The sequence below is a fragment of the Pseudomonas sp. IzPS59 genome, from assembly GCF_014863505.1.
Classification (GTDB): domain Bacteria; phylum Pseudomonadota; class Gammaproteobacteria; order Pseudomonadales; family Pseudomonadaceae; genus Aquipseudomonas; species Aquipseudomonas kribbensis.
The window spans coordinates 2198028-2211121 of record NZ_CP062251.1 but is presented as its reverse complement, the minus strand read 5'-3'; the positions used below and the strand labels follow the sequence as shown (position 1 = coordinate 2211121).

Annotated in this window: 11 protein-coding genes; all 11 read right to left on the bottom strand. The window is 61.8% G+C overall.

What is annotated here, in order from left to right; genetic code table 11:
• Window positions 1-61 precede the first annotated feature (61 nt).
• Window positions 62-838: an SDR family oxidoreductase gene (locus tag IF189_RS09925; RefSeq protein ID WP_134826080.1), complete on the bottom strand. Its 777-nt coding sequence runs from the start codon at window positions 836-838 to the stop codon at window positions 62-64.
• Window positions 835-2046, bottom strand: coding sequence for an O-succinylhomoserine sulfhydrylase (locus IF189_RS09920; protein ID WP_134826079.1), 1212 nt, complete (start codon window positions 2044-2046; stop codon window positions 835-837). Before IF189_RS09920 ends, IF189_RS09925 begins: the two co-directional genes overlap by 4 nt.
• An 80-nt stretch (window positions 2047-2126) precedes the next feature.
• Entirely contained in the window at window positions 2127-3632 is a 1506-nt protein-coding gene (gene purF / locus IF189_RS09915) for an amidophosphoribosyltransferase (protein WP_007956466.1), read from the bottom strand.
• A 41-nt stretch (window positions 3633-3673) separates the two neighbouring features.
• Entirely contained in the window at window positions 3674-4234 is a 561-nt protein-coding gene (locus IF189_RS09910) for a CvpA family protein (protein WP_007956464.1), read from the bottom strand.
• A 98-nt stretch (window positions 4235-4332) separates the two neighbouring features.
• Window positions 4333-4995 (bottom strand): SPOR domain-containing protein, encoded by a 663-nt coding sequence (locus IF189_RS09905; RefSeq protein WP_085712006.1) that lies wholly within the window; start codon window positions 4993-4995, stop codon window positions 4333-4335.
• Window positions 4979-6286 (bottom strand): bifunctional tetrahydrofolate synthase/dihydrofolate synthase, encoded by a 1308-nt coding sequence (gene folC, locus IF189_RS09900; RefSeq protein ID WP_192553199.1) that lies wholly within the window; start codon window positions 6284-6286, stop codon window positions 4979-4981. The genes IF189_RS09905 and folC overlap by 17 nt, the downstream gene beginning before the upstream one ends.
• Window positions 6283-7203: an acetyl-CoA carboxylase, carboxyltransferase subunit beta gene (gene accD / locus IF189_RS09895; protein ID WP_085712004.1), complete on the bottom strand. Its 921-nt coding sequence runs from the start codon at window positions 7201-7203 to the stop codon at window positions 6283-6285. Before accD ends, folC begins: the two co-directional genes overlap by 4 nt.
• 191 nt (window positions 7204-7394) lie before the next feature.
• Entirely contained in the window at window positions 7395-8009 is a 615-nt protein-coding gene (locus tag IF189_RS09890; RefSeq protein ID WP_134826076.1) for a phosphoribosylanthranilate isomerase, read from the bottom strand.
• Window positions 8010-8073: 64 nt separating this feature from the next.
• A complete protein-coding gene (gene truA / locus IF189_RS09885; protein ID WP_085712002.1) occupies window positions 8074-8898 on the bottom strand; it encodes a tRNA pseudouridine(38-40) synthase TruA in 825 nt (274 codons plus the stop codon).
• Window positions 8899-9171: 273 nt separating this feature from the next.
• A complete protein-coding gene (locus tag IF189_RS09880) occupies window positions 9172-11829 on the bottom strand; it encodes a FimV family protein (protein WP_192553198.1) in 2658 nt (885 codons plus the stop codon).
• Window positions 11830-12038: 209 nt separating this feature from the next.
• A complete protein-coding gene (locus IF189_RS09875) occupies window positions 12039-13049 on the bottom strand; it encodes an aspartate-semialdehyde dehydrogenase (RefSeq protein ID WP_134826074.1) in 1011 nt (336 codons plus the stop codon).
• Between the last annotated feature and the right edge of the window lie 45 nt (window positions 13050-13094).

The window sequence follows — 13094 nt, the reverse complement described above, 5'->3', positions numbered from 1 at the left end:
GCAGGTAGCGAACCTAAGTCAATAGCAGGATTGAAGTTTTTCTCAAAAAGACAAAAACATGTCATTCCGAGTAGATCATCTTCTTGGTCATACCGCCGTCGACCACGAATTCCTGCCCCGTCACAAACCCGGCATTCTTCGACAGCAGCCACGCCACCATCGCTGCCACATCCTCGACCGTCCCTACCCTGCCCGCCGGATGCTGGGCATGATCGGTATCGGTCAGCGGTTCGGCGCGCCGTGTAGAAGGATCCCGCGCGTCGATCCAGCCCGGACTGACCGCATTGACACGAATCTCCGGCCCGAGGCTGATTGCCAACGCATGAGTCAACGCCAGCAAACCGCCCTTGCTCGCTGCATAGGCTTCGGTATCGGGTTCTGACTGCGCCGCACGGGTCGAGGCCAGATTGACGATCGCCCCGTTGTGCGCCCGCAGATACGGCGCACAGTGCTTGGCCAGCAACATCGGCCCGCTGAGATTCACCGCCAGCACCCGGTTCCAGTAGGCCAGATCCAGGCTTTCCAGAGTGATGTTGTGCGGATCGGCCACCGCCGCGTTACACACCAACGCATCCAGACGACCGAACTGCCCCAGCACTTCCGCGACGCCGAGCGCCACCTGGCTTTCATCCGCCACGTCCATGGCAATGAACCAGGCGTTTTCACCCAGCACCTTCGCCACTTTCGAGCCTCGCGCCCGATCCAGGTCCGTCAGCACCACTTGCCAGCCTTCGCTGATCAGCCACGCTGCGATCCCCAGACCAATGCCGCGAGCGGCACCCGTGACCAGCGCAACGCGGCCATGGGTGCCCGTATTTGGCGTGGACAACTCGATCACAACGCCGCCAGACCGCGCGCCAGGTCGGCTTGCAGGTCAGCGACGTCTTCCAGACCGACCGCGATGCGGATCAGGCTGTCACGAATCCCCGCCGCTTCACGCTCCTGCGGCGCCAGACGGCCGTGGGACGTGGTGCTCGGGTGAGTGATGGTGGTTTTGCTGTCACCCAGGTTGGCAGTGATCGAAATCAAACGGGTCGCGTCGATAAAGCGCCAGGCGCCCTCTTTGCCACCCTTGACCTCGAAGCTGACGACCGCGCCAAAGCCCTTCTGCTGACGCTGGGCCAACTCATGCTGCGGATGGCTCTTGAGACCGGCGTAATGCACTTTCTCGATGCCGTCCTGCTGCTCCAGCCATTCAGCCAGTTGCTGGGCGTTGGCACAGTGCGCCTTCATCCGCAGATTCAGGGTTTCCAGGCCTTTGAGAAAGATCCAGGCATTGAACGGACTCAGGGTCGGGCCGGCAGTGCGCAGGAAGCCGACGATTTCTTTCATCTGCTCGCCGCGACCGGCCACCACGCCGCCCATGCAACGGCCCTGGCCATCGATGAACTTGGTGGCCGAGTGCACAACGATGTCCGCACCGAGCTTCAACGGCTGCTGCAAGGCAGGCGTGCAGAAGCAGTTGTCGACCACCAGCATCGCGCCCTTGGCGTGTGCGATTTCCGACAGCGCGGTGATATCCACCAGCTCAGCCAACGGATTGGACGGCGACTCGACAAACAGCAATTTGGTGCTGGACTTGATCGCCGCATCCCAGGCCGACAGATCCGCCAGCGGAACGTAATCGACTTCCACGCCAAAGCGCTTGAAGTACTTCTCGAACAGACTGATGGTCGAACCGAACACGCTGCGCGACACCAGCACATGATCGCCAGCGCTGCACAGGCTCATCACCACCGCCATGATCGCGGCCATGCCCGTCGCCGTGGCTACGGCCTGCTCGGCGCCTTCCAGCGCAGCAATGCGCTCTTCGAACGAGCGCACGGTCGGGTTGGTGTAACGCGAGTAAACGTTGCCCGGCACTTCCCCGGCAAACCGTGCGGCGGCGTCGGCGGCGGTACGGAACACGTAGCTGGAAGTGAAAAACATCGGATCACCGTGCTCGCCTTCCGGCGTACGGTGCTGACCGGCACGTACGGCCAGGGTATCGAACGCTACGCCTTCGAGGTCGCTGTCCAGCCGACCGGCATCCCATTCCTGACTCATGCTGTCACTCCTTGCCCTGTTCTCGATAAATAAAAGTCTTTTGCCAGATACAAAACCGGCCCCTAAGGGCCGGTTGAAACTCAGTTGTTGTACAGATCGATGATCGCACTGACCGCCTGGGTCTTGACCTTCGAGGCATCGTTGCGTGCCTGTTCGATCTTGTTCAGGTAAGCCTCGTCGACGTCGCCGGTGACGTACTTGCCGTCGAACACCGCGCAATCGAAGTTTTCGATCTTGATCTTGCCGCCGCCGACCGCTTCGATCAAGTCAGGCAGGTCCTGATAGATCAGCCAGTCAGCGCCGATCAGGTCAGCGACATCCTGAGTCGAACGATTGTGCGCGATCAGCTCGTGAGCGCTCGGCATGTCGATGCCATACACGTTCGGGAAGCGCACAGCCGGAGCGGCCGAGCAGAAGTAGACGTTTTTCGCGCCGGCTTCGCGGGCCATCTGGATGATCTGCTTGCAGGTGGTGCCGCGAACGATCGAGTCGTCCACCAGCATCACGTTCTTGCCGCGGAACTCCAGCTCGATGGCGTTGAGCTTCTGGCGTACCGATTTCTTGCGCGCGGCCTGGCCGGGCATGATGAAGGTACGGCCGATGTAACGATTCTTGACGAAGCCTTCGCGGAATTTCACGCCCAGGTGGTTCGCCAGCTCCAGTGCAGCAGTACGGCTGGTATCCGGAATCGGGATGACCACGTCGATGTCGTGCTCTGGACGCTCGCGCAGGATCTTCTCGGCCAGCTTCTCGCCCATACGCAGACGGGCCTTGTAGACCGAAACGCCGTCGATGATCGAATCCGGACGCGCCAGGTAGACGTGTTCGAAGATGCATGGGGTCAGGGAGGGGTTGGTCGCGCACTGACGGGTGTGCAGCTTGCCGTCTTCGGTGATGTAGACCGCTTCGCCCGGCGCCAGGTCGCGAATCAGGGTGAAGCCGAGCACGTCCAGCGAAACGCTTTCGGACGCGATCATGTACTCGACGCCTTCGTCGGTGTGACGCTGGCCGAACACGATCGGACGGATGCCGTGCGGGTCACGGAAGCCGACGATGCCGTAGCCGGTCACCATCGCCACGACGGCATAGCCGCCAACACAGCGGTTGTGCACGTCGGTCACGGCAGCAAACACGTCTTCTTCGGTCGGTTGCAACTTGCCGCGCTGGGCCAGTTCGTGGGCGAACACGTTGAGCAACACTTCCGAGTCGGAACTGGTATTGACGTGACGCAGATCGGATTCGTAGATCTCTTTGGCCAACTGTTCAACGTTGGTCAGGTTGCCGTTGTGCGCCAGGGTGATGCCGTACGGCGAGTTGACGTAGAACGGCTGGGCCTCGGCCGAGGTCGAGCTGCCGGCAGTCGGGTAACGGACGTGACCGATACCCATGTGGCCGACCAGGCGCTGCATGTGACGCTGCTGGAACACGTCACGCACCAGGCCATTGTCCTTGCGCAAGAACAACCGGCCATCATGGCTGGTCACGATACCGGCAGCGTCCTGGCCGCGGTGCTGGAGCACGGTTAGCGCGTCATACAGCGCCTGATTGACGTTCGACTTACCGACGATACCGACGATGCCACACATGCGACGCAACCCCTACTTAATGGATCTGAACTGAACAACACTCACTGAGGCGTTTTGGCCGACGGCAAGAGTTGCTCCTTGAACGGAATATCAGCGGGTACGCTGATTCCGCTGGCAAGCCACTGACTGCTCCACCCGAGAATCAGGTTCTTGGACCAGTCGGCGACCAATAGAAACTTTGGCACGAGCTGTGATTCTTTCCACCACCCGTCCTGCTGTACCGGCCCCAGGCTCAACAGCCCGACCGCCACGACCACCAGCAACACGCCACGCGCAGCGCCGAAGGCCATGCCGAGGAATCGATCGGTCCCGGACAACCCGGTGACGCGAACCAACTCGCCGATAAGATAATTGATCATTGCGCCCACGATCAGTGTGGCGACAAACATGATGGCACAGCCCGTGATCACACGAGCCGATGGAGTTTGAATGTATCCGGCGAGGTACTCGGACAGTGAGCCACCGAACATCCAGGCAACCGCTCCTGCGATGATCCAGGTCACCAGCGATAGTGCTTCCTTGACGAAGCCGCGGCTCAAACTGATCAAAGCGGAGATGGCGATGATTGCAACGATCGCCCAGTCAACCCAGGTAAATGGCACAGTGCAGCCTACAGACGGATAAGGCGGCGCATTTTAGCAGAGCGCATGGCTGTCGGTAAGCTGCGATTGTCAGTGCATTTCAATCGAGGTGATAGTTTTCAGCCACGCTCGGGCTGGAAGCGCACCACAAAACCCTTGAGGTTCTGCTGGCGACTCAACAGATCGCGCAATCGATCGGCTTCGGCACGCTCGATCAGCGGACCGACAAACACCCGATTCTTGCCATCGGCGGAGCGGATGTAAGCGTTGTAGCCCTGACTGCGCAGGGTTTTCTGCAGGCTTTCGGCGCTGGCGCGGCTCGACAGGCTCGCCAGTTGTACCGACCAACTTACCGACAGGCCATTGGCATCGACGCGGCTCTGGGTGGTATCCGGCTTGGCAGACAGTGCAGCGATCGGCTGGGCCGGGGCTGCAGCAGGCTTGGTCACGGGTGCAGGCGCCGGAGCGACTGCGACTGGCTTGGCTACCGGCGCAGGAGCTGGAGCCGCTGGCGCAATCGGTGCCGCTGGCGCCGTTTGCTCGGCAACTTCGTAATCGCTCGGCACTGGTTCCTGAGGCAGAACCTGTGGCTCAGGCACCGCGACCGTCTCCATCTGGATCTGCGCCACGGCAGGTGCCTTCGGAGCAGCCGGCGCATCGACGGTCACCTGACGCTGTTCGTCCTGACGGGAAAACAGCATCGGCAGGAAAATCACCGCCAGCGCCACCAGCACCAGGGCACCGACCATGCGCTGTTTGTACGCTTTATCCAGCAAAGCCATTTGCCGCTTCCTCCGTGGAGCGCCGGGCCAGCCATTCAAGGGCCTCGGCGACACAATAAAATGATCCGAACAGCAAGATCTCGTCGTCGCTGGTGGCCACTGCACACTGCCCTTCCAGAGCGGCCGCCACGCTGTCATAAGACGTGACCGACGCACCAAGGTTCTGCAATGCAACATTCAATTCAGCCACCGGACGCGCTCGCGGCGAATCCAGTGGCGCCACCGCCCAATGCTGGACGCTGGCATTCAGCTCACCGACCACACCGTCCAGATCCTTGTCCGCAAGCAGGCCGAACACCGCCAGGCGCTTGCCGACCGGCGGGCGAGCCGCCAGACGCCGGGCCAGATACTCCGCCGCGTGCGGGTTATGCCCGACATCCAGCAACAGGTTCAGGCGCTTGCCGTCCCATTCGAACGAGCGACGATCCAGACGACCAACCACGCGAGTCGCCTGCAAGGCCGCAACAATTTGTTGAGCATCCCAAGGCAGACCCAGCAGCAGATAAGCCTGCAACGCCAGCGCGGCGTTTTCCATCGGCAGATCGAGCAGCGGCAAATCCCGCAGCTCGACGACCTGACCATCGGCATCGGTGCCGCGCCACTGCCAGAATTGATCAGTGATGCCCAGATCGAAATCCCGCCCGCGCAGGAAGAACGGGCAAGCAAGCTCGCGCGCCTTGTCCAGCAAAGGTTGTGGAGGATTCAGATCGCCGCACAGCGCAGGTTTGCCCTGACGAAAAATCCCGGCCTTCTCGAAAGCCACGGACTCGCGGGTGTTGCCCAGGTAATCGGCATGATCGACACCAATGCTGGTGACCAGCGCGATGTCGGCATCGACCACGTTGACCGTGTCCAGACGCCCGCCCAGACCGACTTCCAGCACCACCGCATCAAGCCCGGCCTGCTGAAACAGCCAGAACGCCGCCAGGGTGCCCATTTCGAAGTAAGTCAGGGAAGTCTCGCCACGCCCGGCCTCGACCGCCGCGAAGGCTTCGCACAGCTGTGCGTCAGTGGCTTCGACGCCATTGAGCTGCACCCGCTCGTTGTAACGCAGCAGGTGCGGGGAATTGTAGACACCAACGCTCAGGCCCTGCGCCCGCAGCAGCGAAGCCACGAAAGCGCAGGTCGAACCCTTGCCGTTGGTGCCGGTGACCGTAATCACCCGAGGCGCCGGCTGGCCCAGCCCCATGCGGGACGCTACCTGTTGCGAACGCTCCAGCCCCATGTCGATGGCCGAGGGATGCAACTGCTCAAGGTAGGCGAGCCACTCGCCAAGGGTGCGCTCGGTCATACGTTGGCAGGCACCGGCGGAACGACGATCGGCTCGATCGGCGCAGCAACGAAGGTCGGCGTCGGCTTGCCGGTCAGTTGCGCCAGCAGATTGCCCAGGCGTGGACGCAGCTCGCGACGGTCGATGATCAGATCGATTGCGCCGTGTTCCAGCAGGAACTCGCTGCGCTGGAAGCCTTCCGGCAGTTTTTCACGAACGGTCTGCTCGATCACGCGCGGACCGGCGAAGCCGATCAGGGCTTTCGGCTCGCCGACGATCACGTCGCCGAGCATTGCCAGACTGGCGGAAACGCCGCCGTAGACCGGGTCGGTCAGTACGGAGATGAACGGAATGCCTTCTTCACGCAGACGTGCCAGCACGGCCGATGTCTTGGCCATCTGCATCAGCGAGATCAGGGCTTCCTGCATCCGCGCGCCACCGGAGGCGGAGAAGCAGACCATCGGGCAACGGTTTTCCAGGGCGTAGTTGGCGGCGCGCACAAAGCGCTCACCGACGATGGCGCCCATGGAGCCGCCCATGAAGCTGAATTCGAACGCCGAAACCACGACAGGCATGCCCAGCAGGGTGCCGCTCATGGAAACCAGTGCGTCTTTCTCGCCGGTCTGCTTCTGGGCAGCCACCAGGCGATCCTTGTACTTCTTGCCGTCACGGAATTTCAGACGGTCAACCGGCTCCAGGTCGGCGCCCAGCTCAACACGGCCTTCGGCATCCAGGAAGATGTCGATGCGCGCACGTGCGCCAATACGCATGTGATGATTGCATTTAGGGCAAACGTCCAGGGTCTTTTCCAGCTCCGGACGATACAGCACGGCCTCGCAGGACGGGCATTTGTGCCACAGGCCTTCAGGCACCGAGCTCTTCTTGACCTCCGAACGCATGATCGAAGGGATCAGCTTGTCTACCAACCAGTTGCTCATGCTTTCTTTCTCCAGTACCGGCGGCCCGAACGCTCTGGTTCGCGGCCCCGCGTATGCCCTTCAGCTAAATTCATGTGTGGCGATGATCGATGGATTGCCGGGTCAGCGGAACTGACCTGCGTACAACCCGAAAAGACCCTCAGCCTCTTTTCTACAGAGCTGTGGACGGCGGCAGTCTGCCAGCCGTCACATCAACGTACGGCGCTGATGAACGCCCGAATCTTTGCGTGATCCTTGATGCCCTTGCTCGCTTCTACCCCACCACTGACGTCCACGGCATATGGCCGCACCCGGGCAATGGCGTCAGCGACGTTCTCCGGGGTCAGGCCGCCGGCCAGAATCAGCGGCTTGCTCAAACCCTGCGGAATCAATGACCAGTCGAACGCCTCACCGGTTCCACCGGGCACGCCTTCGACGTAGGTATCGAGCAGCACGCCGCTGGCGCTCGGGTAGGCATTGCAGGCGGCGGCGATGTCATCGCCAGCCTTGACCCGCAGGGCCTTGATATATGGCCGGTGCCAGCCTTCGCACTCGGCAGCGGTCTCGTCGCCGTGAAATTGCAGCAGATCCAGCGGCACGGCATCGAGAATTTCGCCAAGCTCGCAACGGCTGGCATTGACGAACAGTCCCACCGTGGTCACGAACGGCGGCAGCGCGGCGATGATCGCCCGCGCCTGCTGCACAGTCACCGCGCGCGGGCTTTTAGCGTAGAACACGAACCCGATGGCATCGGCCCCGGCCTCGACGGCTGCCAACGCATCTTCCATGCGGGTAATCCCGCAAATCTTGCTGCGAACGGCCGACATGTCGATAAAAACCTCAAGGCAAATCCGGGAAAGTCCCGGATGGTAACAAATGCATTCGAGGGCGTCAGCCGTCAAGTTCCGAGAAACCCGTAAGGAAATGTGGCCCGATGAAACGCTCGGGCAACGGGAACTCGTCGTGGTACTCGACCTGCACCAGATACAGCCCGAACGGATGCGCCGTGACCCCACCGGAGCGCCGCTCGCGGCTTTCCAGCACTTCTTTCATCCACTCCGGCGGCCGCTCGCCAGCACCGATCGTCATCAGCACCCCGGCGATATTGCGCACCATGTGATGCAGGAAGGCATTGGCGCGGATGTCCAGCACGATCATTTTGCCGTGACGGGTCACACGCAGATGATGCATCTGCTTGATCGGCGACTTGGCCTGGCACTGGCCGGCACGGAACGCACTGAAATCATGAGTACCGATCAGGTACTGCGCGGCTTCAGCCATGCGTTCCACGTCCAGCGGACGGTGATTCCAGGTGATTTCTTCATTGAGATGTGCCGGACGGATCTGATCGTTGTAGATCACGTAGCGATAGCGCCGGGCAATAGCCTTGAACCGCGCATGAAAGTGCGCAGGCATGACCTTCGCCCAGCTGACACTGATGTCGTGGGGCAAGTTGATATTGGCACCCATGACCCAGGCTTTCAGCGAGCGGTCGACCTGGGTGTCGAAATGCACGACCTGCCCGCAGGCATGCACACCGGCATCGGTGCGCCCGGCGCATTGCAGCGAGATCGGCGAATTGGCGACCTTCGACAAGGCTTTTTCCAGGGTTTCCTGCACGGTGAGCACACCCGTGGACTGGCGCTGCCAGCCGCTGTAGCGCGAACCCTTGTACTCAACGCCCAGGGCGACGCGAAAAAAGCCTTCGGGGGCCATTTCGGCGGCCGGATTATCTATGTTTGCCAAGTCGGTACAGCCTGCTGATCTACAAAGGCGGGCATTATAAGGCGGCTATCCGGGGATACCAGAGAGTTCTCTATCGACCGACCCGACCTCATCGCTGGCAAGCCAGCTCCCACAATTTCTGCGGCGCGCAAAGACCTGTGGGAGCTGGCTTGCCAGCGATGGCATTAGTTCAAGCACTATAGAGTCCAGCACAAACAAAAACGGCAGCCTTAAATGGGCTGCCGCTTTTGGATTAGCTCAATATCAAGCCAGGTGCGAAAGCATTTCCTTCGCTTCGCTCTTCTGCTTGTCGTCACCCTCGCTGAGCACTTCGTTGAGGATGTCGCGTGCGCCGTCGTTGTCGCCCATATCGATGTAGGCCTGGGCCAGATCGAGCTTGGTGGCGGCTTCATCGGTACCGGCGAGGAAGTCGAAGTCCTCGTCGTTCAGATCACCGCCCAACGCTGCGTCGGCTTCGGTGAAGCTCGGCTCGTTGATGCTGCTTGACAGGCGATCCAGCTCGGCATTGACGTCGTCCAGCTCGGCGGCGAAGGCATCCGGTTCGGCCGGGGCCGCATCCATTTCGTCGGCCAGGGACAGGTCGAAATCGGCTGGCAGCTCCAGATCATCCAGAGGGGCTTCAGCCACCACTGGCGGCTCGACCGGCGGCAGATCCTTTACGCTCTCGTCGAGATCCAGCAGGAAATCGTCGTCAGCCAGTTCAACCGGCACAGGCGCAGGATCGGCGCCGAGATCCAGGTCCAGATCGAAGTCAGACAGATCGTCGAGGTTTTCCTTGATTTCGGTCTGTTGCTGCAGCACCGACTCGAAGCTCAGGTCGTCATCGGCCGGGAATTCGTCCAGCTCGACCGGCGCTTCAGGTTCGACAGCAGCCACAGGAGCGACAGGCTCCACCGGTTTGATGTTGTCGAGATCATCCAGGCTCAGGTCAAAAGCGCTGTCCAGATCGTCGTCCGCCTTGGCGGCAGGCACTTCCGGCTCATCAAGCAGCAGTTCCTTGACGTAATCCTCGTCCAGCTCGGCCGCAATGGCCGCTGCCGCCAGACCGGCAGCTGCAACGACCGCCATGGCCGGGAAGCGTTTTTTCAGCTCTTCGACCTTGGCGAAGTTGTCGCCATTGGCAACCAGTTGGCGCTCCTGACCGACGAAGGCATCGCGATCACCCTGGCGACCGTAGACTTCCATCAGCTTCAGACGCAGGTCACTGCGCTGCGGCTCCAGGCTGACGCCCTCCTCCAGCAACGCTGCTGCCTGATTCAGGCGACCGCCATCGATGTGCGACTGCGCCTTGTCCAGCACGTCGTCGGAACGCTCGGCTGCCGGGGCTACCAGCGGCGCGGCGATCGGCTCGGCCATCACCACCGGAGCCACCACAGGGGCAGGTGCCGGGGTTGGGGCCGGGGCCGGAGCGGGCGTGAGCTTGACGCTTGCCGCCGGCACTTCCAGGCCTTCGAAGCTGTCTTCCGGCAGATCGAGCTCTGGCGAGAACGACTGCTCTTCCAGGGCGCGGGCCATGCGCAGGTGTTTCTCGGCTTCCTGTTGCGCCTTGCGGCGACGGGCCAGCAGCAACAGCAGAAGCAGGAACACCACCGCACCACCACCGACCAGACCCAGCAGGATCGGGTTGGTCAGCAGTTCGTTGAAGGTCTTGTCTTCGTCGGCAGCAGGCTTCGGCTCGACCACTGGCTCAACCGGTGCCGGTGCGGCGACGTCGGGCGCAGGTGCGGCAGGTGCCGCCTCGGCCGGAGTCGCCGGTGGAGTCGCAGCCAGTTCCGCAGTAATGGCCGGAACCGGCGCAACGGCTGGCGCAGCCGCGTCAGCTGCCGGCGCCGGGGTTGTGCCCGGACCTTCAGCCTGCATTTTCGCCAGTTGATTGTTCTTCAGCTCGATCAGGCGTTGCAGCTTGTCGAGCTGGCTTTGCAGATCGGCCATGCGGCTTTTCAGCTCTGCATTGTCACGACGGGTGGTGTCGAGGCTTTCCTGGGTCACCGCCAGCTTGTTGCTCAGAGCCTTGGCATCGCCAGCCGGGCCCTTGCCACGAGCCTTGCCGCTTTCGGCGGAAACGAGGCTCAGGTTGTCCTTGGCATTCTGTGCAGCACCGGCATTGGCGCGGCCACGCTTGGTGGCATCGAGCTGTTGCTGACCGGTGCCTGGCTTGGCCACGTAACGACGACCCTGACGCCAGGCCTCGTTCTGCGCGGCCACTTCGGCAATCGCCTTCGACTGCGGCAGCGCAGTGCTTTGCACCTGATCCGGCAGACGCAGCACTTGGCCGGTTTTCAGGCGGTTGATGTTGCCGTCGATGAATGCGTCAGGGTTCAGAGCCTGAATGGCCAGCATGGTCTGCTGGATCGAACCGCCAGTGCGCGCCTTGGCTGCGATTTCCCACAGGGTGTCGCGCGGCGTGGTGGTGTGGCTCGAATGCGTTGCACCCGTGGTCGGCGCGGTGATGGTTTGTGCCGGCGCTGGCTGAGCAGCGGCATCAGCGGTCTGCGGCGAGAACTTCGACGGATCCAGCAGCACGCTGTAATCGCGCAGCAGGCGACCGTTCGGCCACATCACCTGCACGAGGAATTTCACCATCGGTTCCGACAGCGGCTTGCTCGAGGTTACGCGCAGCACGCTTTTGCCGCTGGCGTTGAGCACCGGGGTGAAGGTCAGATCATTGAGGAAGGCCTGGCGATCGACGCCGGCCTTGGCGAAATCTTCGGGCGAGGCCAGGCTCGGCACCACTTCGGCAGCGGTGAGTTCCTTGACATCGAGCAGCTCGATTTCCGCCACCAGCGGCTGGTTCAGGGTCGACTTCAGGGTCAGCTCCCCGAGCCCGAGGGCATGCGCCATACCGGAGGACAGCGCCGAGGCGGCCGCTATTGCTAACACCAGTTTGCGAACTTGAACCATAGCCTCTTCCTTTGTTTGAACGTTCCTCGGCCAGCGAGAAGATGTTGATTGTCGCTGCCGTAAGGCATTGCGCGCGACGACGACAGCATGCCGCGCGCGATCATTTCTTTGATGCCCCGGAAAGTCCCGGAGGGTATTACGTTATCAAGCGGTCTGGCCAAGCATAGCGCCCGGCTAGAATCAGTCGACAAATTGTTGCCAAGTATCTTTTACAGCAGGTCTTTTATCAACAACTCGGCCACTTGCACCGCGTTGAGCGCCGCGCCTTTGCGTACGTTATCTGACGTCAGCCACAGATTAAGTTCCGACGGCTCGTCGACACCGGCGCGAACCCGCCCGACATAGACCACGTCCTGCCCCACCGCGTCACCGACGGCGGTCGGATAATCGCCGGCCTCGACCAGCTCGATCCCCTCGGCGTCTTCAAGCGCGGCATTGACCTTTTCCAGGTCGACGGCATTCGTTGACTGCAAGGTCACGCTAAAGCTATCGCCAAAAAACACCGGGGCTTGAACGCAAGTTGCGGAAATCTTTAATGAAGGTTTGGCCAGCACCTGGCGCAGCTCGCGCACCAGACGTTTTTCCAGCAGCGTATGGCCGTGCGCGTCCGGCGTGCCGACCTGAGCCAACAGGTTGAAGGCCATTTGCCGATCGAAGAATGTCGGCTCCAGCGGACGCATGTTCAGCAGCTCCGTCGTCTGACGGGCCAGCTCGGCAACCGCTTCGCGGCCCTGGGCGGAAACGGCCAGATTGGCGGTGACATGCACGTATTGCAGATCGACCAGATCGAGCAACGGCGCCAGCACCACGGCCAGCGTAGTGGCCGACGGGCTCGGGCTGCTGACCTGGAACGGCACTTTCAAACCGGCCAGTACATCGGCATTGGCCTCCGGCACCACTTGCGGCGCCTGATCCGCCGGCAAGGCGCCGGACAGATCGACCAGCGAGCAACCCGCCGCATGGGCGCGAGCCGCGTAGCTCAGGGTGATGGCCGGACCGGCAGCAAAGAACGCCAGTTTGACCTTGCTGAAATCGAACTCGTCGACTTCGCGCACGCGCACGTTCTTGTTGCGAAACAGCACCGAGCTGCCGGCGGATTCGCTGCTGGCCAGCAGATGCAGGTTGCCGACCGGAAAGTCGCGCTCCTCGAGAATCTGCACAAGGGTTTCGCCGACAATACCGGTGGCGCCGATCACGGCAATATCAATGGGCTGGCTCATGGTGCGACCTCTGGTGGAACGGGGGGAGCGGCACTTTACCGGGTG

What these genes read in the sequence shown, in the direction of transcription:
- purF (WP_007956466.1), bottom strand. Translation starts at nt 3,632, where the DNA reads ATGTGTGGCATCGTCGGTATCGTCGGTAAGTCGAACGTCAATCAGGCG.
- truA (WP_085712002.1), bottom strand. Translation starts at nt 8,898, where the DNA reads ATGGCCCCCGAAGGCTTTTTTCGCGTCGCCCTGGGCGTTGAGTACAAG.
- IF189_RS09880 (WP_192553198.1), bottom strand. Translation starts at nt 11,829, where the DNA reads ATGGTTCAAGTTCGCAAACTGGTGTTAGCAATAGCGGCCGCCTCGGCG.
- IF189_RS09875 (WP_134826074.1), bottom strand. Translation starts at nt 13,049, where the DNA reads ATGAGCCAGCCCATTGATATTGCCGTGATCGGCGCCACCGGTATTGTC.
- folC (WP_192553199.1), bottom strand. Translation starts at nt 6,286, where the DNA reads ATGACCGAGCGCACCCTTGGCGAGTGGCTCGCCTACCTTGAGCAGTTG.
- IF189_RS09920 (WP_134826079.1), bottom strand. Translation starts at nt 2,046, where the DNA reads ATGAGTCAGGAATGGGATGCCGGTCGGCTGGACAGCGACCTCGAAGGC.
- IF189_RS09905 (WP_085712006.1), bottom strand. Translation starts at nt 4,995, where the DNA reads ATGGCTTTGCTGGATAAAGCGTACAAACAGCGCATGGTCGGTGCCCTG.
- IF189_RS09890 (WP_134826076.1), bottom strand. Translation starts at nt 8,009, where the DNA reads ATGTCGGCCGTTCGCAGCAAGATTTGCGGGATTACCCGCATGGAAGAT.
- accD (WP_085712004.1), bottom strand. Translation starts at nt 7,203, where the DNA reads ATGAGCAACTGGTTGGTAGACAAGCTGATCCCTTCGATCATGCGTTCG.